The following is a 21985-nucleotide window of genomic DNA, read 5'->3' on the forward strand; positions in this document are numbered from 1 at the left end:
GGCCGGGCCGCCCTTCTCGGTTACCGCAAGACATCGGAGCTCTCCGCGGGGAGCAGGTGCGGGTGGCTCGGCGTCGGCCACTCCACGAACATGAGTGTCGCGTCGTCCTGCAGGTGCCCGGCCTGGTGGTCGAGCACTGCGTGCGAGAGCCTGCGCAGGGTCTCCGGGGCGGGCAGTCCGGCAGCGCTGTGCCGGATGACGAAGTCCGCCAGGCGGTCCGGTCCGAAGTGCTCGCCTCGGGAGTTGCGCGCCTCCGTCACGCCGTCGGTGTAGAGCAGCAGGCGGTCGCCCGGTTCCAGTCGTTCCGTGGCGGGTTCGGCCGCCGCCGAGGTCCGGTTGAGGTGCTGTAGTCCCAGCGGCAGGCGGTGCCCGCCGGTGAGCAGTTTCGCCGCGCGCCCGCCGCGCAGCAGCAGCGGTGGTGGATGTCCCGCGTTGACGTAGGTGAGCAGGCCCGTGGCGAAGTCGAGCCGGGCCAGCACCGCGGTGGCGAACCGGCTGTGCGAGGTGTTCGCCCGCACCACGGCGTCGGCTTCGCTGGCTATCGTCGCGAGGTCGTGTCCGCACCGGCGGGCGTTGCGGGTGGCGGCGAGCGCGGTCGAGCACACCAGCCCGGCCTGGAGGTCGTGCCCTGTGGCGTCGAAGACGGCGATGTAGCCGGTGTTGCCGTCCGCGCTGTAGTCGTAGCCGTCACCACCGGCCTCGTCGTAGTACTCCACGACGGCGCTCACGGTCATGTGCGGTGTCGCGAAGGTCTGCGGGGGCATCATCTGCCACAGCAGCTCCGCCGACACGGACAGCTCCGTGGGCCTGCGCGCTTGGTGCAGCAGGTCGCTTTGCGTCAGTTTGGCGGTCACGATGTGCCCGAGCATGCCGCCGAGCGTCCAGCAGAATCCGCGTAGCTCCGCCTCGTCCGGATCGGCGTTGTCCGGCAGCACCACGTACAGCAGGCCCACCCGGTGGGTGCCGTCGAGTATCGGTACCCACAACGCGGGCCGACCGGTCTCGCGGTCGCGCCAGCCGACGATCTCGACGTGCTGGAAGGCGCGGCCCGCGACGGTGGAGGCGATGGTGATCGCCGGGGTGCCGTCCGCGGCCAGGGGATGCAGTTGTCGTTGCGGCAGATCGGCCAGGTACACCTCCACCGCCATGCCGAGGCGCGCGGCGGCGCCGGTCAGCACGGCGGGCAGATCGCCTCCACCGGCCAGGTGCGCCCGGTTGACCACCTCGGCGAGGACCTCGTACCACGTCGCCGTCACTTCTCCACGGTAGGTGCTGCGGCGCGACCGCACCGGACGGCGGATCCCGGGGCTGCTCGATGCGTGATTCCTTGACGGCGAACGTGTCGCGGCTCACACTGGAGTTGTCTATAACACAACTCGACGCGCGATACGCAACAACCGCCGCGATGCGGCGTGGCCGTCATCCGGGCGTGAATCGAGGTCCCCATGTCCGAGGTCATCAATCCACCCCGCACCCGCGACACCGGCTCACACCGCGACGTCACGAACGCCGTCGTGCCGTCGCCGTCGATCCTGCTGTATCCGCGACTGCGCAAGTCGCCCTACTTCTGGAAATCCCGCGCCCACGGCGCCGCGTGTTACAGCGTCTACAACCACACCTACCACCCCCGCCACTACGGCGATCCCGTCGGCGAGTACTGGGCATTGCTGGAGGGCGTCACCGTCTGGGACGTCGGCGTCGAACGGCAACTGGAGATCTCCGGGCCCGACGCGTTCGACTTCGCGAACCTGCTCGTGCCGCGCGACCTGACGAAGTGCGACGTGGGCCAGTGCAAGTACGTGTTCGTCACCGCGCCCGACGGCGGGATCATCAACGACCCGGTGCTGCTGCGGCTGGAGGCCGACCGGTTCTGGCTCTCGCTCGCCGACAGCGACGTCGGTCTCTGGGCGTCGGGACTCGCGCACGCGGGCGGCTGGGACGTCACCCTTCGCGAGGCGGACGTGGCGCCCCTGCAGGTCCAGGGACCGAAGGCCAAGGACGTCATGACGGCGCTGTTCGGGTCCTCGATCCTCGACGTGCCCTACTACCGGCTGCGGGAGTACGAACTCGACGGCATGCGCGTGGTCGTGAGCCGCACCGGCTACTCCGGTGAGATCGGCTACGAGATCTACCTCATCGGAGCCTCGCACCACGCCGGCCGGTTGTGGGACCGCGTGTGGGAGGCGGGCCGCCCGCACGGCATGCGGCCCATCGGCCCGTGCCACATCCGGCGCATCGAGGCCGGGATGCTGGCCTACGGGTGCGACATCACGCTCGACACCAATCCGCTCGAGGTCGGCTACGACTACCACTGGATGGTCGATCTGGACCAGGAGGCCGACTTCGTCGGTAAGGCGGCGTTGCGCAGGGCCCGCGCCGAGGGAGTGAGCAGGCTGCTGGTGGGGCTGCGGCTCGACGGCGCACCGCTGGGCAGCTTCAACGACGGGTCGATGATCGAGCCGTACCCGGTGTTCGCGGCAGGCGCGGGGCCGGTGGGGGCGGTGACGAGCGCCTGCTACTCGCCCCGGCTCGACGCGAACATCGGCCTGGCGATGGTTCCCGTGGAGGCGAGTGTCACCGGCACGGAGCTGACGGTCGAGACGCCCACGGGGCGGCGCGCGGCGGTGGTGGTGGACAAGCCGTTCGTCGATCCGCGCAAGCAGACGCCGAAACGCTGACGCGGTGCGGCAGGGAGGTCGCGATGAGGGTGCGTGGAGCGCGTGAGCGCGGCTCGGCCCGGTGGCCCGCCGTGCTCGCTCCGGGGCTGGCCGCGCCCCGGTACGAGGTGCTGCCGTTGCCGGGCGTGCTCGACCAGACGGGAACACTGCCCGCGGGCACGACCGTCACCGTGACGGCGTCACCGTCGCGGGGCCTCGATGCCACGGTCGCCCTCTGCGAGAAGCTCGCCGCGCAGCGGCTGCGAGCCGTCGCGCACCTGGCCGCGCGCCAGATCCGCGACCGGGCGCACCTGCACGAGCTGCTCGACCGGCTCGCCGGTGCCGAACTCGACGAGATCTTCGTCGTGGCCGGTGACGCCGCCCAGCCGGCCGGGCCGTTCGCCGACGGCCTCACCCTGCTGCGGGAGATCGAAGACTCCGGCCGTCGGCCGCGCCGCGTCGGGGTGCCGTGCTACCCGGAGGGACACCCGGCGATCCCGGAGCGGCGGCTGTGGGCGGCACTGCTGGCCAAGCAACGCCACGCCGACTACGCCGTGAGCCAGTTGTGCTTCGACGCGGCCGTGGTGTGCCGGTTCCTCGACACCGCGCGGGAGCGGGGTGTGCGCCTGCCGGTGCTGGTCGGACTCGCGGGAGTGGTGGACGCGGCCACGTTGCTGCGGGTGGGCTCGCGGATCGGGGTCGGCGACTCGCTCGCGTTCGTGCGGGCGAACCGCGCCGCCGTCGCGGCGCTGGTCCGGCCCGCGCGTTACCGGCCCGAGCGGTTCCTGTCCGAGCTCGGCGCGCGCGTGGCCGCCGGTGCCCGCGCGCCGGGCGGGCTGCACTTCTACACGTTCAACCGGGTCACCGCCACGGCCGAGTGGGTCGCCGCGACGAGAGCGCCCGGCTGAGGCCGACCGAGGAGGGTGGCGTCGATGCCGACGAACCTGGAGATCTCCCGCAGCGCCGAGCTCAGGCCGCTGGCCGACGTGGCCGCCGACATGGGCATCGGAGCTCACCTGGTGGAGCCCTACGGCTCCACGGTCGCGAAGCTGTCCCTGGACGCCGTCGGCGAGCTGGCCGACCGGCCACCCGCGCGTTACGTGGTGGTCACGTCGATCACCCCGACTCCGCTGGGTGAGGGCAAGACCACCACCACCGTCGGGCTGGGGCAGGGATTCTCCCAGCTCGGCAAACGTGCGGTTGTGGCGCTGCGGCAGCCGTCGATGGGACCGACGTTCGGCATCAAGGGCGGCGCGGCCGGGGGCGGCTACTCGCAGGTGGTGCCGATGGAGGCCATGAACCTGCATCTGACCGGCGACCTGCATGCCGTGACCAGTGCGCACAACCTGCTCGCGGCGCTGCTCGACAACCACCTGCACAAGGGCAACGCACTCGGCATCGACCCGTTCTCGATCACCTGGCGTCGCGTGCTCGACGTCAACGACCGCGAGCTGCGGCGGATCGTCACCGGGCTCGGCGGCAGGCAGGACGGCGTGCCCCGCGAGACCGGCTTCGACATCACCGCCGCGAGCGAGGTGATGGCCGTGCTGGCGCTGGCGACCTCGCTGCGGGATCTGCGACGGCGGCTGGGCCGGATCGTGGTCGCCTACGACCGCGCCGGTGATCCGGTCACGGCCGAGCAGCTCGGGGCCGCCGGTGCCCTGTGCGTGCAGCTACGGGAGGCGCTCAAGCCGAACCTGTTGCAGTCCGTGGAGCAGACGCCGGTCCTGGTCCACTGCGGACCGTTCGGCAACATCGCGCACGGCAACTCCTCCGTGCTCGCCGACCTCATCGGTATCCGGTGCGGCGACTACCTCGTCACCGAGGCGGGCTTCGGCGCGGACATGGGAGCCGAACGGTTCTTCAACATCAAGTGCCGGGCGTCGGGCCTCGTGCCGGACGCGGCCGTGGTGGTGGTCACCGTGCGCGCGCTGAAGACCCACTCCGGGCGGTATCGCGTCGTGGCGGGAAAGCCGCTGCCGGAGGCGATGCTGCGGGAGAGCCCGGAGGACGTGTACGCGGGGGCGGCCAACCTCCGCAGGCAGCTCGCCAACGTCAGGGCCCACGGTGTCACTCCCGTGGTGGCGGTGAACGCGTTCCCCGGTGACTTCGACAGCGAGCACCGCGCGATCCTCGACATCGCGGCCGGGGAGGGGGTGCGGGCGGCGGTGAGCACCCACGTCGCGCACGGCGGCAAGGGCGCGGCCGAGCTGGCCGACGTCGTGGCCACGGCGTGCGAGGAACCCGGCGAGTTCGCCTTCCTGTACCCCGAGGACCTCCCACTGGCCGACAAGATCGACCTGGTGGCCCGGCGGTTGTATGGCGCCGACGGCATCGAGCTCAGCCCGCTCGCGCGGCGGCAACTCGACGCCTACACCCGCTGCGGGTTCGGCGACCTTCCGGTGTGCATCGCCAAGACACATCTGTCCCTGTCGGACGATCCCATGCGCAAGGGCGCGCCGACCGGATGGCGGCTGCCGGTGCGGGAGGTACGGGCGTCGGTGGGGGCGGGTTTCGTCTACCCCGTGTGCGGGGAGATGCGCACGATGCCGGGGCTGTCGTCGCACCCGGCGGCGGAGCAGATCGACATCGACGAGGCCGGTGAGGTGGTGGGGCTGGCGTGAGCGTGTCCCGCATGAACACAGGAGGTGGCCATGAGCGAGGGTGGTGGGGCGCTGGTGGCCGCCGACCGGGTGCGGGTGTCCCGCATGAACACAGGAGGTGGCCATGAGCGCGGTACCGGCTGAGGCGCGGGTCGTCGTGATCGGCGCGGGGATCGTGGGCAACTCGGTGAGTTACCACCTCGCGCAGGCGGGCTGGCGCGACGTCGTGCTGCTCGACAAGGGACCGTTACCGGACCCCGGTGGTTCCACGGGCCACGCCTCGAACTTCCTCTTCCCGGTCGACCACTCGAAGGAGATCACGGCGCTGACGCTGGATTCCCTGCGCCAGTACGACAAGCTCGGCGTGCTGACGACGTGTGGCGGCGTGGAGGTGGCCCGCACCGAGCAGCGGGTGGAGGAACTGCGGCGCCGGCTCGCGTCGGCTCGCGCGTACGGGGTGGACGCGGAGCTGGTGGCTCCCCGCAGGATCGGTGAGCTGGTGCCGTTCGTGGACACGGACCTGCTGCTGGCGGGGTTCTGGACGCCGTCGGTGGCGGTGGTGGACCCGTTGCAGGCGGGGGCGTTGCTGCGCGCGCAGGCCGCGGAGCTGGGGGCGCTGACCGTGGTGCCGAACACCGAGATCACCGGCATCGGGGTCGAGCACGGGCACGTGCGGGCGGTCCTGACCGACGCGGGGGAGATCGCCACGGACACCGTGGTGGTCGCCTGCGGGGTGTGGAGTCCGCGGATCGCGGAGTTCGCCGGTGCGCGGATTCCGCTGACCCCCGCCGTACACCAGATGATCGACGTGGGCCCGATTCCGGAGCTGGAGCGCACGCGCACCGAGATCGCCTACCCGATCGTGCGGGACATGGACGCGATGATGTACGAGCGGCAGAGTGGTGCGGACCTGGAGATCGGCTCGTACGCACACCGTCCGATCCTGCACGATCCCGGCGAGATCCCCACACTGGCGTCGGCCGCGCTGTCGCCGACGCAGCTGCCGTTCACCCAGGAGGACTTCGATCCCCAGCTGGAGGACGCGCTCGCGTTGTTCGCGTCGGTGCTGGACACCCCGGACGCGGGAGTGCGGCACGCGATCAACGGGCTGCTCTCGCTCACGCCGGACGGCGCGCCGCTGCTGGGCGAGACCCCGGAGGTGGGTGGGCTGTGGTCGGCCGCCGCCGTGTGGATCAAGGAAGGGCCCGGGGTGGGGCGGCAGCTGGCGCAGTGGATGACGCACGGCACCACCGAGATCGATCTCCACGGGGCGGACATCGCGCGGTTCGCGCCGCACCAGCGCACGCGCGCCGCCGTGCGGGCGAGGGCGGCCGAGGGATTCAACAAGACCTACGGCATCGTTCACCCGAGGGAGCAGTGGACGTCGCTGCGACCGCAGCGCGTGTCACCGTTCCACGTGCGCGAGACAGCGCTCGACGCGGAGTTCTTCGAGGTCAAGGGCTGGGAACGGCCGCAGTGGTACGGCGGCAACGCGCCGCTGCTGGCCGAGTTCGGGGACCGCGTGCCGCGCCGGGAACACGAGTGGGACGCGCGCTGGTGGTCGCCGATCATCGAGGCGGAGCACCTGGCGCTGCGTGAACGCGGCGCGATGATCGACCTGTCGGCCTTCGCCCAGTTCGACGTCGCGGGTGCGGGAGCGGTGGACTACCTGCAGCACCTCGTGGTGGCGCGGGTGGACCGCCCGGTCGGCACGCTCGTCTACACGCCCGTGCTGACCCCGGACGGCGGTTTCCGCAGCGATCTCACGGTGGTGCGGCTGGGGCCGCGCTGGTTCCGCGTCATCACCGGCGCCGCCGACGGTGCGCGGGACGCCTTCTGGTTCACGCGGCACCTGCCCGAGGACGGTTCGGTGGTGCTCACCGACGTCACGTCGGCGGTGTGCACGCTGGGACTGTGGGGCCCGAGGGCGGCGGAGGTCCTCGCGGCCGTCAGCGACGACGACGTCTCGGACGCGGCGCTGCCGTTCGGCCGGGCGCGCTGGATCACTGTCGGCTCGGTGCCCGTGCTGGCGCTGCGGGTGTCGTACGTCGGTGAGTTCGGCTGGGAGCTGCACGCGCCGTTCGAGCAGGGACTGCGGTTGTGGGACGAGGTCGCGGAGGCCGCCGCGCCACACGGTGTGGTCCCGGCGGGGATCGGTGTGTACGGCACGACGGGGCGGCTGGAGAAGGGCTACCGGTTGATGGGTGCCGAACTCGACGCCGAGCACGACCCGGTGGAGGCGGGGCTCGCGCTGCCGAAGGTGAAGTCGGCGGACTTCGTGGGCAAGCAGGCGTACCTGCGGGCACGGGAAAGCGGTCCGGACGCGCTGCTCTGCACGCTGTCGCTGGGTGCCGAGCACACCGACGCCGCGGGGATTGTGCGTTACCCGCAGGGCGGGGAGCCGGTGCTGACCCGGGGCGGGCAGCGCATCGTGGATCGGCGGGGACGTCCGTCGCAGGTCACGAGTGCCGGTCCGGCGCCGTCGCTGGGGACGTACCTGCTGATGGCGTACCTGCCACCGGAGTTCGCCGTGGAGGGCACGACGCTGGCGGTGGAGTACATGGCCGAGCGCTACGCCGTAAGTGTGGCGCGGGTGGGCCGCACGCCGCTGTTCGACCCGGGCGACACCCGGATGAAGGGCGGTGGGCGATGAACGTGCTGGTCTGCGTCAAGCGGGTGCCCGCGTTCGGCGCGTCGGTGCCGCTGCTCGACGACGGGTCCGCGATCGACACCCGGCAGCTGGGCTTCACCATCGGGCCGCACGAGGAGTGTGCCGTCGAGGAGGCGGTGCGCCTCGTGGCCGCCCACGGCGGCGCGGTCACCGTGCTCTCGGCAGGCCCCGCCGAGGCGGCCGAGCAGGTGCGTTCCGCACTGGCGGCGGGCGCCGACCACGGCGTGGTGGTCGAGACCGGGACAGGCGAACTCGACCCGTCGGCCACGGCGTCGGCGATCGCGGACGCCGTGGGAGTCCTGACCGACGCCGGGACACGGCCGTTCGACCTGCTGCTGTTCGGCACCGCCTCGGCCGACGCCGGGCACGGGCAGGTCGGGGCGCGGGTGGCGGCCGGACTCGGGCTGCCGATGGTGGCGGGCGTCAAGGGCGTCGAGGTGGGCGACTCGGGCGTGCTGACCCTGCGCTGCGAGGCCGGTGACGGCGTCGAGTGGTGCCGGGTGGAGCCGCCGGTGGTGATCGCGGTGCGCGAGGGGCTGAACCTGCCGCGCTACCCGAGCATGCCGGGACGGCTGAAGGCGCGCCGGGCAGCGATAGACGTGCTCGACGGAGCTGGGGCCGGTGGGGGACTGGTGCCGCTCGGGCTCCGCGCACCGGGAGCGGCGCGCGCGGGGCCGGTGGTGCTCGGTCACGGCGCCGACGCGGCGGGCCCCGTGGTGGACGTGTTCGAACGACTCGGGGTGGTGTGAGCGATGACGCTGGTGCTCGTGGATGAAGGCGTCGACGCAGCGGCCGACGCCGAGGCCACGGTCGCCGTCGCGCACACGCTGGGCGGCCCGGTGGAGGCGGTGACGGCGGGTGCGGCCGGCGAGTCCGGACTCAGCGACACGCTGGCCACGCTGGCCGCGACGGGCGTGGCCCGGCTGCACCGGCTGTCGTGGCCGGGCGCGGCCGAGGCCACGCCGCAGGCACGCGGCGCCGCGCTCGCCCGGTGGCTGACCACCGAACGGCCCTCCGCCGTGCTCGCGCCGGCCGAGGGCCGGGCCGCCGAGGTGCTCGCCCACGCCGCGGCGCGGGCCCGGCTGCCCCTGGCCGCGCAGTGCGTGACGGTCGATGCCGCCGTGGATGGCGAGTGGACGGTGACGAGGGAACGCGCGGGCGGGGTGCTGCTGGAGGACGCGCGGCTGACCGCGCCCGTCGCCCTGGTCACGGTGAGCAGGGCCGCGCAGGCGCCCGCGCCCGCCGCGGTGGACCGGTGCGAGGTGGTGGAGCACGTGGTGGAGCCGGACCCGGTCGCCGCGCGGGCCCGCGTGGTGGGGCGCACGGCGGCGGCGGGCGGTGTCACGCTGGCCACCGCGCCCGTGGTCGTCTCGGGTGGCCGGGGCGTGGGCGGCCCGGAGGGCTATGGCGTGCTGGAGGAGCTGGCCGGGCTGCTCGGGGGAGCGGTCGGCTGCTCGCGGGTGGCGACCAACAACGGCTGGCGCCCGCACTCCGACCAGGTGGGGCTCACCGGCACGCGGATCGCGCCGGAGTTGTACGTGGCATGCGGCATCAGCGGGGCGACGCAGCATTGGGTGGGCTGCATGGATTCGCGGGTCATCCTGGCGATCAACACCGACGCCGAGGCGCCGATGGTCGCCAGGGCGACCTATGCGGTGCTCGGCGACGTGCACGAGGTGCTGCCCGCCGTGGTCGAGGAGATTCGGCGTCGCCGGGAGGCGCGGGTGCCGGGGCAGGATCGCGCGGAGGCCGGCGTGGAGCTGCGGTCCGGCACTCGCGTGCCGTGACGGGCGTATAACGACCTATACCCCGGGGCTTGCGGGCTACGGGAACTGCGGACACGGCTACGCAACCTGCGGACACGGCTACCCAGGCTGCGGACACGGCGGGTCGGGCTGGACAGGCGGGGGCGGTTCGCGATTTGGTTGCGATGCCTCACGCGGTGTGCGCCGCCGAAACCGGAGAGGGCACACTGTGGGGCGTAAGCTGAGATGATCATGGCAGAGGGAGCGTGTGTCGTATGTCGGCAAGTAACGCCGACCGGCTCGCGGAGTCGGTGAACAAGGTGTCGGTCGGCAGGGTGTACGACTACCTGCTCGGTGGCGTCCACAACTACGCGGTGGACCAGACGTTCGCCGAGGAACAGCTGCGGGTGCTGCCCGACATCCGGGACTTCGCGCGCTCGAACCGCGCCTTCCTGGCCCGCGCGGTGCGCTACGCCGTAGACCAGGGCATCCGGCAGTTCGTGGACATCGGCTCGGGGCTGCCGACCCAGGGCAACGTCCACGAGGTCGCCGACGAGGTCGCGCCGGGCGAGTGCAGTGTCGTCTACATCGACAACGAGCCCATCGCCCAGGCTCACGCGGAGATCCTGCTGGAGAAGACCGCCGACCCCGACCGGCACCGGGCCATCGACGCGGACTTCTTCGACGGCGCGAAGCTGTGGCAGCAGGTGCTCGACACCGGTGTGATCGACGAGGACGAGCCGGTCGCGCTGCTCGCGGTGGCGTTGCTGCACTTCATGCCGCCGGAGACCAACCCGGGCCGGGTGCTCGCCTACTACCGGCAGCGCCTGCCGAAGGACAGCCTGCTCGTGCTCTCCCACATCCACGTCGACCCGTCCGACACGGCGGCGCTGGAGAAGTCGAAGCAGCTGTCCGCCTCCTACGCGAAGAAGACCAACAGCCCGGCGCAGCCGAGGCCAAGGGAGGAGATCGCGGCCTTCTTCGAGGGGCTGGACATGGTCGATCCGGGCCTGGTGTGGCTGCCCGAGTGGCGTCCCTCCGGCGAGGACGACCCGTACGCGGCCGAGCCGGCGCGCGCCCGTGGTCTGGCGGGAGTGGCTCGCAAGGTCTGACGATGGCCGTCGCGATCAGGCGCTACGCCGCTTTCACCACCGATCCGGCCGGGGGTAATCCGGCCGGTGTGGTGGTGGACGCGGCGTCGCTGAGCGAGCGCGAGATGCGGGCGGTGGCGGCCGAGGTGGGCTACTCCGAGACCGCGTTCGTGGTCGGGGCCGACCCGGTGCGGCGCCGCGCCGACCTCCGCTACTTCAGCCCCGCCGCCGAGGTGGCCTTCTGCGGCCACGCCACGGTCGCCACGGCGGTGGAACTCGGGCGGCGACTGGGGCCAGGGCGGCTGGTGGTCACCACGGGAGCGGGCGAGGTCGAGGTCGATCTCGCGGAGATCGACGGGGCACTCGTGGTCACGCTGACCAGCGTGCCCACCACGTCGCGTCCGGCCGCGACGGAGGCGGTCGAGGCGACGCTGGCCACGCTCGGCTGGTCCTGGGACGACCTCGATCCGGCCTTCCCGCCGCATGTGGCGTTCGCGGGCAACCACCACCTGATGCTCGCCGCCGGGTCGCGAGCGCGGCTCGCGGATCTCCACTACGACTTCGCCGGGTTGCGCGAGGTGATGGAATCGCGGGGCTGGACGACCGTACACCTGTTCTGCCCCGGTGACGCCGGTGACTTCCACGCCCGCGACCCGTTCCCCGTGGGTGGCGTCGTGGAGGACCCCGCGACCGGGGCCGCCGCTGCCGCGTTCGGCGGCTACCTGCGCGCGCTCGGCCGGATCGCCGCGCCCACGAGGTTCGCCATCCACCAGGGCGAGGACATGGGCAGGCCCAGCGTGCTGCGGGTGGAGGTCGATCCGGACGACCCACGGGTGCGGGTGAGCGGTCAGGCCGTGGAGCTTCCGGAATCACCGGCCTGACCTCGCGGAGCGACGGCGGTGGCCAGGTAGTGCGCCAGCGCCGCGCGCACGGCCTCCGGCGGGTTCTGCTCGGGATACCGGCTCGCGTGCAGGGTGAGACCGTCGACGAAGATGTGTAGGTGTGCCGCGGTCTTCTCCAGTGAGGAGGGACGCAGCGGCGTGTGGGGATCGGCCAGTCTCGGCAGCTCCTGAGCTGCCGCCGTCGCGAGCCTGCACAGCGCCCGGGTGCCGTCCCACGACTCGCGGCGAAGCCGGGCCAGGTCCGGTTCGGTGCGGGAGCGTTCGAGCGCGGCCAGCCACACGGTGACCTCGACACCGCGATCGGCGTCCAGCGGTAGGAGCTCCTCGAGCAGGCGCTGCGCCAGCACGAGTCCCGTGACGCCGGAGTCGATATGCCGCTGGAGCCGAGCCAGGACTCGTTCGACGAGGACGTCCACGGCGAAACGCAACAGTCGCTGGTGGGAGTCGAAGTAGTAGCGCAGGGCGCCCATCGACCAGCCCGCTTCGTCGGCGACCGCCCGGACCGTGGCGCCCTCGATCCCGGCCCGTTCGACCACACGCCACAGCGCTTCGGCGATCTGTTGCCTGCGCTGTTCGTGGTTCACGACCTTGGGCATGGCTCTTTTCTAGCACAAGTGTGTTTTAATATAGCTGTGCGGAAAAGGTTGGAGTCGTGATCGCGATGCCCCTCGTTGTGAAGGTGCTGCTCGGTGCGTTGCTGATCCTGGTCGGCGGGGTGCTGGCGGTCGGGTTCACCGAGCACGAGTTCTGGTGGTTCCGAGGCGGGCCGCTCGGGACCGTGCTCATGGTGCTGGGTGTGGTGGAGTGGGGGGAGGCCGGATGGACGGCCAGGAGACGCCGGGTGGGGTGAGGCGCGGGCGGTCACGTGCGGCCGGGCAACGGCGGCCGTGGCGTCGCCTGTGGCCGGTCGGCTCGTTCGGTGGATGCGGGCAGCGCGGCCCGGTGCCGCCCGGCGCGGACGCCGTTGGCGATGACGAACACCTCGGCGAGTTCGTGGACGAACACCACGGTCGCCAGGCCCAGGAGCCCGAGGGCGGCGAGCGGGACGAGGGCGAGCACGATCGCGGCCGACAAGCCGATGTTCTGCAACATGATCCGGCGGGCGCGGCGGGCGTGCGTGAGCGCCTGCGGCAGGTGGCGCAGGTCGGTGCCCAGCAGCGCGACGTCGGCGGTCTCCAGGGCGACGTCGGTGCCCATGGCGCCCATCGCGATGCCCACGTCGGCGGTGGCCAGGGCAGGGGCGTCGTTGATGCCGTCACCGACCATGGCGACGGCGCCGCGGTGTTGCTCGCTCAGTCTGCGTACGAGAGCGGCCTTGTCGTCGGGGCGCAGTTCCGCGTGGACATCGGTGACTCCGGCCTCGTCGGCGAGTGCGGTGGCGGTGCGGCGGTTGTCGCCGGTGAGCATGCTCACCCGTACCCCGGCCCTCTGGAGATCTCGCACGGTCTCGGGTGCCTCGGGGCGCAGGTCGTCGCGGATGGCGATGAGGCCGAGCACGGTGTGGTCGTGTTCGACCACGGCGACGGTGGCTCCCGCATCCTGTAACCGGATCACGTCGGCGTGGAGGGGTCCGGATGGGAGCCAGCCGGGCTTGCCGAGCCGTGCGGGGAGGCCCTCGACAGTGCCGTCGAGGCCGGAGCCGGGCACCGCGCGCACGTCGTTCGCGGGGACCGGGTCCGGCGTGGCGGCCAGAATCGCGGCGGCGAGCGGGTGCTCGCTGCGGACCTCCAGCGCGGCGGCGACGGTGAGCACTCGCTCGGGATCGATGCCCGGGACCGGCACCACGTCGACGACGGCGGGGCTGTTGCGGGTGAGCGTGCCGGTCTTGTCGAGGGCGACGGTACGCACAGCACCCAGCTCCTCCAATGCTGCGCCGCCCTTGACCAGAACCCCGAGTCGGCTTGCGGTGCCGACCGCGGCGACGACGGTGACCGGAACCGAGATCGCCAGTGCGCACGGGGCTGCCGCGACCAGCACCACGAGCGCACGCTCGATCCACAGGGCCGGGTCGCCGAAGACCGCGCCGAGACCGGCGATGAGCGCCGCGAGGACCATGACCGCGGGTACCAGGGGGCGGGAGAGGCGGTCGGCGAGGCGCTGGCGGGCACCCTTGTACCGCTGGGCGTCCTCGACGAGGCGCACCACCGTGGACAGCGAGTTGTCCGCCACCGTCGCGGTGGCCTCGACGGTGAGCACCCCGGTGCCGTTGACCGTCCCGGCGAACACCTCGTCTCCGGGGCCGATCTCCACGGGCATGGATTCGCCGGTGATCGCGGAGGTGTCCGCACTGGACCATCCTGCGGCGACGGTGCCGTCGCTGGCGATCCGCTCTCCGGCGCGCACCAACATCCGGTCGCCCACCTGCACGTGTTCGGGTGAGATCACCGCCTCGCGATCGCCGCGGAGCACGGTGACCCGCTCCGGGACGAGAGTGAGCAGGGCGCGCAGACCGCGCCGAGTGCGGGACAGCGAGTAGTCCTCCAGGGCCTCGCTAATGGAGAACAGGAAGGCCAGCAGTGCGGCCTCGGCGAGTTCGCCCAGCAGCAGAGCGCCGAGAAGCGCGATGGTCATCAGCGTGCCGACCCCGATGCGGCGCTGCCACAGAGCTCGCAGAGTGCCGGGTACGAAAGTCACTCCACCGGCGAGTGCCGCGCAGGCGTGCAGCACCAGTGCGGTGGTCGGGGAGCCGGACCAGCCGACCACGAACCCCGCTCCGGTGAGCAGTCCGGCTCCGGCGGCGAGCTGGATCTCCCGAACCCGCCACGGTCGCGGCGGTGGTTCCTCGGGCACCCGGCTGTCGTGGCCGGGATCGGGAGCGCAGCAGTCGACGCTCATGCCGGGTCCGCCTCCGTTGCGGGCGCGGCGACCGCGATCAGGAGCCGGCGGGCCTCGGCATTGAGCCGGTACATGACCAGCTTGCCGTTCCGGCGCGAGGTGACCAGGCCTGCCGAACGCAGCTGCCGCAGGTGGTGGGATACCAGTCCTTGCGACGACCCCACGATCCAGGCCAGATCGCAGACACACAGCTCGTCCCCGACGTGCAGAGCCTGCGCGATCCGCAACCGGGTGGGATCGCCCAATGCGCGCAGCCGCTCCGCGCGCCGGGTGACCTCGTCGAATTGCGGCAGTGTCGCACGCAGTCGCTCGGCGTGGTCGAAGTCGATACAGAGCAGCTCGCACCGGTCGTCACGCATGATCTTAATCTAACGTGCGTTGATATGTTTAAGCAACTATGGGAATGGGATATGAGCGGGAGCAGGCGACGCGACGTGGTCGTCATCGGAGCGGGGCTCGCCGGACTCACCGCGGCCTGGCGACTGCACCGCGCCGGGGTTGACGTGCAGGTCCTGGAAGCCGCCAGCACCGCCGGAGGTCGTGTCCACGGGGAGCCCACAAACGCGGGGCGAGTGCTCGACACCGGTGCCGAGTTCGTCGGTCCCGGCCATCACGGACTTCGCGGCCTGCTCGGCGAGCTCGGACTGCGCACCGTGCCCGCCGGGCTGGACACCTCGCCCATCCGGTGGCGGTTGCCCGATCTCACCAGGACGTCGCGGCTTCCGCCCATTCCGCGCGCCGATTTGTGGCGCCTGGCCCGTGGCTGGTGGCGGCTCCGCCGGCACGCCCTGGAACTCGACCCCGGTGAGCCCTGGCGCACGCCCGTGGGCGCCCGGTTGGACACGGTCAGCCTGGCCGACTGGATGCGCGGCCACGGCGTCACGCCGCGAGGTCTCCAGGTCACCGAGGCGCTGGTCGGGGGTTTCGCCACGACCCACACCCATAGCCTCTCCGCCGCGCACGCCGCGCGGTGGATCGCGGTCGCGGGCGGTCTCGTCCCGGCCCTGCGTTCTGGGCACGCGAACGTGGTGGCCGGTGGCGCGTACCTGATTCCGCAGCGGCTCGCCGAACGCCTCGGGGCGGTCATCCGGGTGAACACACAGGTCACCGGCCTGGCTGAGCACGGGCGCGGCGTCGAGGTCACCACCCGCTCCGGTGCTCGCTGGCAGGCCGCTGCCGCCGTCGTCGCCGTGCCCGTACCCGCGCTGCGAACGCTCAGGCTGGAACCCGTGCCGCCCCCCAGTTGGCGCACAGCTGTCGACGCTCTCGGCTACGGGCAGGCGACCAAGGTCGCCGCTGTCGCCGCGACGGCCCCGCCAGCCGAGCACCGGGTCGTCCTCGGAGGAAGCGCCCTGGCCATCGCCTGGCGCCAGGGCCGGCATTTCGCTGGGCTCGCGACCGGACCCGGTTTCGAGCCGACTACGGATCTCACCGAGGACCTCGCCGCGGCGTTCGGCCTTACCACCGGCGACTTCTCTGCCGCCGTGGTCACCAACTGGACGTCCCGCCCCCACATCGGCGGCAGCTACCTCACCTATCGGCCGGGTCAGCTCGCAGTCCACGGGCCGGGGCTACGCGCGGCCGGCACACGGCGCGTGCGCTACGCCGGTGCCGACCACAGCAGGTGGCCCAACTCGATGGAAGGTGCGGTCCACACCGGACACGTCGCGGCGGCCGCCTTGCTTGCTGACTCGTCGCTGTGACCGAGTATGGCACCAGGCGGGGGCGTGCTGCGCGAGTGTGACGGTCACGGTGGTGGATCCCCGGGCGCGGGAACCGTGATCTCACCCGGCTCGCGGTCGGGCCGCAGTCCGCGCCACGACGGGTGACGGAGCCGGTTCTCGGCCGTCCACTGCCGGTGTTCGACCTCTCCGACGAGCACGGGTTCGACCCAGTGCGCGTGGCGGGCCCGGTCACGGGGCACGGGCGTGGCGAACGGGCTCGACGGCCGTTCCAGCGGCCGAAGTCGGGTGAGCAGGTCGGCCAGCGCGGACTCGGTGAAACCCGTGCCCACGTGGCCGACGTAGGCGAGGGCACCGGGCTCGTCCCTGCGGTGCGCACCGAGCAGTAACGCGCCGAGCGTTCCCGTGCGACGGCCCTCACCGGCCACCCAGCCGCCGACGACGACCTCCTGAGTCGTGCGCAGCGGCGTCTTCACCCAGTCGCGGGATCGCGCGCCGGGCCGGTAACGCGAGTCGAGCCGTTTCGCCACGATCCCTTCGAGCCCGTGATCGGCGGCGACGTCGAGCAGGTCGGAACCGGCCACCCGGGTGTGGTGGTCCGGGGTGCGCACGGTCGGTGGAGCGGTGAGGCCGAGGTCGGCGAGCCTGCTACGGCGGCGGTGGTAGGGCAGTGACAGTAGCTCCTCGTCACCCGCCACGAGGAGGTCGAACACGTAGTAGCACACCGGCACGTCGCGGAGCAGGCGGGCGGCGGGGCGGTGGACGTGCATCCGGGACTGGAGCCGGGCGAAGTCGGGCCGACCACGCTCGTCGAGCGCGACGATCTCGCCGTCGAGCAGCAGCCGACGCCGGGTCAGTGTCGTGAGTGCCCGCAGCTCGGGATAGCTGGCGGTGATCTCGCGCAGGGTGCGGGAGTGCGCCCGGACCTCGTCGCCCGCGAGTCCGACGACCGCGCGGACACCGTCCCACTTCCACTCGTACGCCCACTGCTCGCCCTCGGGCACGCCGCCGGGCACGGCCAGCATCGGCGCCAGCGGTGCGGGCAGCGTGGATAGAGCGGCCATACCGTCCATCCCACCGTCGGCCTCACCCGTCCGCAGCCGAGCACCCCGCTGCGGGTGACCCCCGAGCCGGTTCTCACGCGAGGCGCCCGGTACTCCGGTGGACTAGCGTTCGGGTCCGTCCTGCCTGTCCGGTCGGGGAGCGTGTGATGGACGGCTACGGGCTGAACCTGGTGCTGGTCGGGGTGCTGGTACTGCTCAACGCGGCGTTCGCGGGCAGCGAGCTCGCGCTGATCACGCTGCGGGAGGGGCAGCTGCGGGCGCTGGAGCGTGACCACCGTCCCGGTGCGCGGGCGGTGGCGCGACTCGCCCGTGACCCGAACCGGTATCTCGCGACCATCCAGATCGGTATCACGCTGGCCGGGTTCCTCGCGTCCGCGACGGCGGCCGTGTCGCTGGCCGAGCCGCTGGTGCCGTTGTTCGGCTTCTTTGGTGGGGCCGCGGCAGCGGTGGCCGTCGCCGTGGTGACGGTCGTGCTCACGTTCGTCACCCTCGTCCTCGGTGAGCTGGCGCCCAAGCGGCTGGCCATGCAGAACGCGCTGCCGTGGGCGCTGGTGGTGGCGCGCCCGCTGGCGGTGCTGTCGGCGCTGTCCCGCCCGGTGGTGTGGTTGCTGAGTGTGTCGACGAACCTGGTGGTGCGCCTGTTCGGTGGCCGGTCGGAGACCGACACCGGTCAGCTGTCCGCCGAGGAACTGCGCGAGCTGGTCGCGGCGCAGCGCGGCCTCACCACCGAACAGCGCGCGATCATGACAGGGGCGCTGGACATCCGTCAGCGCAGGCTGCGCGAGATCCTGGTCCCGCGCGGGTCCGTGGTCACGCTCGCCGCCGAGGACGACGTGCCCACGGTGCGAGCACGGCTGGCGGCCTCGGGGCACTCGCGCGCGCCGGTCGCGCGCGGCGGGCATCTCGACGATCTGGTGGGCATGGTTCACCTGCGGGATCTGCTGGACGACACGGTGGCACTGTCGCGGGTGACGCGCCCGGCCGTGGTGTTTCCCGACTCGCTCGGCGTCTCCGACGCGCTGCGCCGGTTCCAGGCCGAGCACGAGCAGCTGGCGCTGGTTGCCGACGAGCAGGGCGCTCTGGCGGGACTCGTGACGCTGGAGGACCTGCTGGAGGAGATCGTCGGCGAGATCCAGGACGAGACCGACCGGGACCTGCTCGGGGTGCGCACGGAGCTGGACGGCGCGCTGGTCGTCCCCGGCGTGTTCCCGGTACACGATCTGCCGGGTGTGGGGGTGGAGCTCGCCGACGTGCCCGCCGGGGAGTATGCCACCGTCGCGGGAATGCTGCTCGTGCTGCTGGACAAGATCCCGGAGCGGCCCGGCGACCGGGTCACCGTATCGGGGTGGTCGTTCGAGGTGCTGGACGTGCGCGGCCACGCCATCACCACGGTGCGGCTGCGCCGGCACTGGTGACGACGCTCGAAAGGGTCATTACGCAGCGCGTTCGATCGACTACAGTACAGCTCGCCGGGTGTGGGTGTGGGAGGTCCGAATGCGACGTGGTTCCGGGAGACGGCTGCTCGCCGCGCTGGTGGTCTCTCTGCTGTCGACGCTCGTGGTGGCGCTCGCGCCGGGCCACAGCGCGGCGGGGGAGCGCGAGCTGGGAGTGCGGGTCCTGTCGAGCAGGCCCGACACGGTGACCTCGGGCGACGCGCTGGTGCGCGTGGACGTTCCGCGCCGGTTCCCGCTTCCCGCGGTGTCGGTGCGCGTGAACGGCAGGGACGTCACCGAATCGTTCACAGTGGACCGTCGGGACAGGACGCTGACGGGGCTGGTCGGCGGGTTGCGTGCGGGGCGCAACGAGATCGTGGCGGCCGTTCCGGGGCGTGGCAGGCCCCGTGCCGAGCTGGTCGTCACCAACCACCCGGCCGAAGGGCCGGTGTTCTCGGGGGAGCACCAGCAGCCCTTCCGGTGTGAGACGACGGACTTCCGGTTGCCCGTGCTGGGTGCAACGCTGGGCCGTCCCCTTGACGACGACTGTTCGATCGCGACGCGCGTGGACTACTTCTACCGCACCACCGGTGCCGCCTTCGCGCCGTGGCCGGAGGGCACCACTGCCTATCCCGGCGATCTCGCGACCACCACCACGTCCCGGGGCGCTCGGGTTCCCTACGTGGTGCGGATGGAGACGGGCACGGCCAACCGGGGTATCTACCAGTTCACGGTCCTGCACGATCCCCTCGCCGAACCCGCCCCCAGCCATGCCGCACCGCCGTCGGCCTGGAACGGCCGAGTGCTCTACACACTGGGCGGAGGCTGTGTCAACGGCTGGTACCGGCAGGGCAACACCACCGGCGGCGTCACCGACGACGCCATGCTGCGCGAGGGCTACGGCGTGCTGTCCTCGTCGCTCAACGTCTACGGCGCCAACTGCGCGGACGTGACGGCGGCGGAGACCGCGATGATGGTCAAGGAGCGGTTCGTCGAACGCTACGGACCCATCGAGCACACGATCGGCTTCGGTTGCTCGGGAGGCAGCTACCAGGCACACCAGATCGTGGACAACTATCCCGGAATCTTCGACGGCATCATCGTGGGCTGCTCGTTTCCCGAGGTGGGGTTCGGCACCGTCAACTTCATCACCGACGCCTGGCTGCTGCACGAGTACTTCGGTGACTCCGAGGTGGAGTGGACGCGCGAGCAACAGCGCGCGGTCACCGGCTTCCTGCGCTACGAGACGGCACCCAACGTCGCCGCGGGGGCGCGCCGCATCGATCCGACGGCGTTCTGCGACATGGTGCCCGAGGACGAGCGCTACCATCCCGACACCAATCCGGCCGACGTGCGCTGTGGCGTGTACGATCACGCTGTCAACGTCTACGGCCGCGACCCCGACACCGGGTTCGCGCGGAGGCCGCTGGACAACGTGGGCATCCAGTACGGTCTGGGCGCTCTCAACGACGACACCATCACGGTGGAGCAGTTCCTCGACCTCAACGCCGGTGTGGGCGGTTTCGACGACGACGCCAACATCGTGGCGCGGCGCACGCAGGGTGACCGGGAGGCGATCCGCATCGCCTACCGCACGGGGCGGCTCACCAACGGCGGTGGCGGGCTCGGCGAGGTGCCGATCATCGACTACCGGGCCTATCAGGACGACAGCCCGAACGGCGACATCCACGTGCGCTACCACACCTTCTCGATGCGGGAGCGGTTACGCGCGGCGAACACCTCCGCTGCCAACCACGTGAGCCTGCTCGAGGACGACCGCTACGGGAACTTCAGTACCCGCAGCCCGCTGCTGCGCAGCGCGATCGAGGGCATGGATCGGTGGCTGACCAATCTGGACTTCACCGGTGACGCTCCCTTCGGCGTCGCGGACATCGCCGCGGCGAAACCGGACGGACTACGCGAGGGCTGTTACTCGCGCGACGAGAACCCGGTCTTCGTGGCCCAACCGCTGGACCGGGATCCGGCGAGCGAGTGCGAGCGCTGGTACCCTTCGGCCTCCTTCCCGCGTGAGGTGGCGGGCGAGGGTGTCGCGGCCGACATCGTCAAGTGCCGGCTCAAGCCGGTCGATGCCGCCGACTACGACGTGCCGCTGAGTGAGCGGCAGTGGCAGCGGTTGCGAGCCACCTTCCCCGACGGCGTGTGTGACTACACGCGGCCCGGGATCGAGCAGCAGGGCCTGCTGGGGACCTGGCTGCGGTACCCGGTCGCGGGGATCGCCCAGCTTCCGGGTGGGGCCGCTCAGAGCACGGAGCGGTAGATGCGGGCGTAGCGGTCGGCCATCATCTCCACGTCGAAGCGGAGTTCGGCCTCACGGCGGCAGTCGTGCGGCGAGAGATCGCCCGCGCGGTCGATGGCGAGTGCGAGTGATTCCACGTCGTCGCACACGTAGCCGGTGCGGCCGTGGGTGACCACCTCGGGTACCGACCCCCTGCGGAATCCCACGACGGGCGTGCCGCACGCCATGGCCTCGACCATGACGATGCCGAACGGTTCCTCCCAGCACACCGGGAACACCAGGCAGCGCGCCGAGCGCAGCAGTTCCACCTTGAGCGCGCGGTCGGCCTCGCCGACCCACTTGACGTCGGGTCCGAGCAGCGGCGCGATCTCGCGGTCGTAGTACGCCTTCTCCTCGGGTTCCCGGCACTTCGCGGCGATCTTGAGGTGGATCCCGGCGCGCCGAGCCGCCGCTATGGCCTGAGGGATGCCCTTCTCGACGCAGGCCCGGCCGAGGAACAGGGCGTAGTCGTCCTTTTCCTCCTGGAACGGGAACCGCTCGACGCTGACCGCATTGTGGACGGTTCCCACCCAGTTGAGGTCGGGGGAGAGGCGGCGTTGCGCGTCGGAGACGGCCACCAGTTGCACGCTGTCGCCGAGGCCGCGGTAGTACTGGCCCATCTCGCCGTTGACGGGGCCGTGCGCGGTGAGCACGGTCGGCACGGTGCGTCCCCGCGCCATCAGCGGCCCGGCGAGGCTGTGGTCGTGCACCACGTCGGGATCGAGCTTCTCGATGATCTCGGTGAGCGCGGCGGCGTGGGTGACCTCGGGCAGCACCTGGCCGAGCCGGTTCTCGTTGGGCTGGTCGTAGGTCGGGACGAAGTCGGCGGGAGTGCCGTTGCGCCCGACTCCGACGAGCGTGATGTCGAGGCCGCGGAGGGTGAGCTGTTCGATGAGGTCGCTGCACATGGCTTCGATGCCGCCGTACGCGGTGGGCGGGAGTTCGAACCAGGGGGGCGCGATCATGGCGATACTGGGTTGACTCATGTTCGCCCCATTCCCGGGGG

At 71.8% G+C, this 21985-nt stretch carries 18 protein-coding genes; 12 read left to right on the forward strand and 6 right to left on the reverse strand.

Annotated features, from left to right (window positions below):
* Positions 1 to 20: 20 nt before the first annotated feature.
* The gene (locus tag FFT09_RS00910; RefSeq protein ID WP_244231128.1) at positions 21 to 1256 is read right to left on the reverse strand and encodes a PP2C family protein-serine/threonine phosphatase; all 1236 of its coding nucleotides are present in this window, start codon (positions 1254 to 1256) and stop codon (positions 21 to 23) included.
* Between the two features lie 189 nt (positions 1257 to 1445).
* Between FFT09_RS00910 and FFT09_RS00915 the strand changes: the two genes are divergently transcribed.
* The 8 genes from FFT09_RS00915 to FFT09_RS00950 all read left to right on the forward strand — a co-directional run bounded on the left by FFT09_RS00915 (position 1446) and on the right by FFT09_RS00950 (position 11648).
* A complete protein-coding gene (locus FFT09_RS00915; protein ID WP_138381510.1) occupies positions 1446 to 2678 on the forward strand; it encodes a glycine cleavage T C-terminal barrel domain-containing protein in 1233 nt (410 codons plus the stop codon).
* Positions 2679 to 2701: 23 nt separating this feature from the next.
* Entirely contained in the window at positions 2702 to 3565 is an 864-nt protein-coding gene (locus FFT09_RS00920; RefSeq protein WP_138381511.1) for a methylenetetrahydrofolate reductase, read from the forward strand.
* A gap of 24 nt (positions 3566 to 3589) precedes the next feature.
* The gene (locus tag FFT09_RS00925; protein WP_138381512.1) at positions 3590 to 5281 is read left to right on the forward strand and encodes a formate--tetrahydrofolate ligase; all 1692 of its coding nucleotides are present in this window, start codon (positions 3590 to 3592) and stop codon (positions 5279 to 5281) included.
* Positions 5282 to 5384: 103 nt separating this feature from the next.
* Entirely contained in the window at positions 5385 to 7913 is a 2529-nt protein-coding gene (locus FFT09_RS00930) for a GcvT family protein (RefSeq protein WP_138381513.1), read from the forward strand.
* Complete coding sequence (locus tag FFT09_RS00935) at positions 7910 to 8680, forward strand: electron transfer flavoprotein subunit beta/FixA family protein (RefSeq protein WP_081190225.1); 771 nt, start codon at positions 7910 to 7912, stop codon at positions 8678 to 8680. Before FFT09_RS00930 ends, FFT09_RS00935 begins: the two co-directional genes overlap by 4 nt.
* Positions 8681 to 8683: 3 nt before the next feature.
* Positions 8684 to 9718, forward strand: a complete 1035-nt coding sequence (locus FFT09_RS00940) for an electron transfer flavoprotein subunit alpha/FixB family protein (RefSeq protein WP_138381514.1) — start codon at positions 8684 to 8686, stop codon at positions 9716 to 9718.
* A 233-nt stretch (positions 9719 to 9951) separates the two neighbouring features.
* Complete coding sequence (locus FFT09_RS00945; protein WP_138381515.1) at positions 9952 to 10788, forward strand: SAM-dependent methyltransferase; 837 nt, start codon at positions 9952 to 9954, stop codon at positions 10786 to 10788.
* A 2-nt stretch (positions 10789 to 10790) separates the two neighbouring features.
* Positions 10791 to 11648: a PhzF family phenazine biosynthesis protein gene (locus FFT09_RS00950; protein WP_138381516.1), complete on the forward strand. Its 858-nt coding sequence runs from the start codon at positions 10791 to 10793 to the stop codon at positions 11646 to 11648.
* On the opposite strand, the gene FFT09_RS00955 is transcribed toward FFT09_RS00950, so the two are convergent.
* A complete protein-coding gene (locus tag FFT09_RS00955) occupies positions 11615 to 12265 on the reverse strand; it encodes a TetR/AcrR family transcriptional regulator (protein WP_138381517.1) in 651 nt (216 codons plus the stop codon). The genes FFT09_RS00950 and FFT09_RS00955 overlap by 34 nt on opposite strands.
* Before the next feature lie 56 nt (positions 12266 to 12321).
* On the opposite strand from FFT09_RS00955, the gene FFT09_RS00960 reads away from it, so the two are divergent.
* Positions 12322 to 12519, forward strand: coding sequence for a hypothetical protein (locus FFT09_RS00960; protein WP_081190220.1), 198 nt, complete (start codon positions 12322 to 12324; stop codon positions 12517 to 12519).
* An 11-nt stretch (positions 12520 to 12530) separates the two neighbouring features.
* Here the strand turns inward: FFT09_RS00960 and FFT09_RS00965 are convergent, their stop codons facing one another.
* Together FFT09_RS00965 and FFT09_RS00970 are read right to left on the reverse strand one after the other, a co-directional pair.
* Positions 12531 to 14504 carry a heavy metal translocating P-type ATPase gene (locus tag FFT09_RS00965; RefSeq protein ID WP_138381518.1) on the reverse strand — a complete coding sequence of 658 codons (1974 nt, stop codon included), beginning with the start codon at positions 14502 to 14504 and terminating at the stop codon, positions 12531 to 12533.
* Positions 14501 to 14863, reverse strand: a complete 363-nt coding sequence (locus tag FFT09_RS00970) for an ArsR/SmtB family transcription factor (protein ID WP_081190218.1) — start codon at positions 14861 to 14863, stop codon at positions 14501 to 14503. The genes FFT09_RS00965 and FFT09_RS00970 overlap by 4 nt, the downstream gene beginning before the upstream one ends.
* Positions 14864 to 14914: 51 nt before the next feature.
* Here FFT09_RS00970 and FFT09_RS00975 point away from each other — a divergent pair, with 51 nt between their 5' ends.
* The gene (locus FFT09_RS00975; RefSeq protein ID WP_081190217.1) at positions 14915 to 16207 is read left to right on the forward strand and encodes a flavin monoamine oxidase family protein; all 1293 of its coding nucleotides are present in this window, start codon (positions 14915 to 14917) and stop codon (positions 16205 to 16207) included.
* Positions 16208 to 16251: 44 nt separating this feature from the next.
* On the opposite strand, the gene ligD is transcribed toward FFT09_RS00975, so the two are convergent.
* The gene (gene ligD / locus FFT09_RS00980; protein WP_138381994.1) at positions 16252 to 17211 is read right to left on the reverse strand and encodes a non-homologous end-joining DNA ligase; all 960 of its coding nucleotides are present in this window, start codon (positions 17209 to 17211) and stop codon (positions 16252 to 16254) included.
* A 185-nt stretch (positions 17212 to 17396) separates the two neighbouring features.
* On the opposite strand from ligD, the gene FFT09_RS00985 reads away from it, so the two are divergent.
* A complete protein-coding gene (locus tag FFT09_RS00985; protein ID WP_081190216.1) occupies positions 17397 to 18665 on the forward strand; it encodes a hemolysin family protein in 1269 nt (422 codons plus the stop codon).
* Between the two features lie 79 nt (positions 18666 to 18744).
* A complete protein-coding gene (locus tag FFT09_RS00990) occupies positions 18745 to 20961 on the forward strand; it encodes a DUF6351 family protein (protein WP_138381520.1) in 2217 nt (738 codons plus the stop codon).
* Here FFT09_RS00990 and FFT09_RS00995 read toward each other — a convergent pair.
* Positions 20943 to 21965: a glycosyltransferase family 4 protein gene (locus FFT09_RS00995; protein ID WP_138381521.1), complete on the reverse strand. Its 1023-nt coding sequence runs from the start codon at positions 21963 to 21965 to the stop codon at positions 20943 to 20945. The genes FFT09_RS00990 and FFT09_RS00995 overlap by 19 nt on opposite strands.
* Between the last annotated feature and the right edge of the window lie 20 nt (positions 21966 to 21985).

Origin of the sequence: Saccharomonospora piscinae (genome assembly GCF_005862235.1) — a bacterium.
Taxonomy (GTDB): domain Bacteria; phylum Actinomycetota; class Actinomycetes; order Mycobacteriales; family Pseudonocardiaceae; genus Saccharomonospora; species Saccharomonospora piscinae.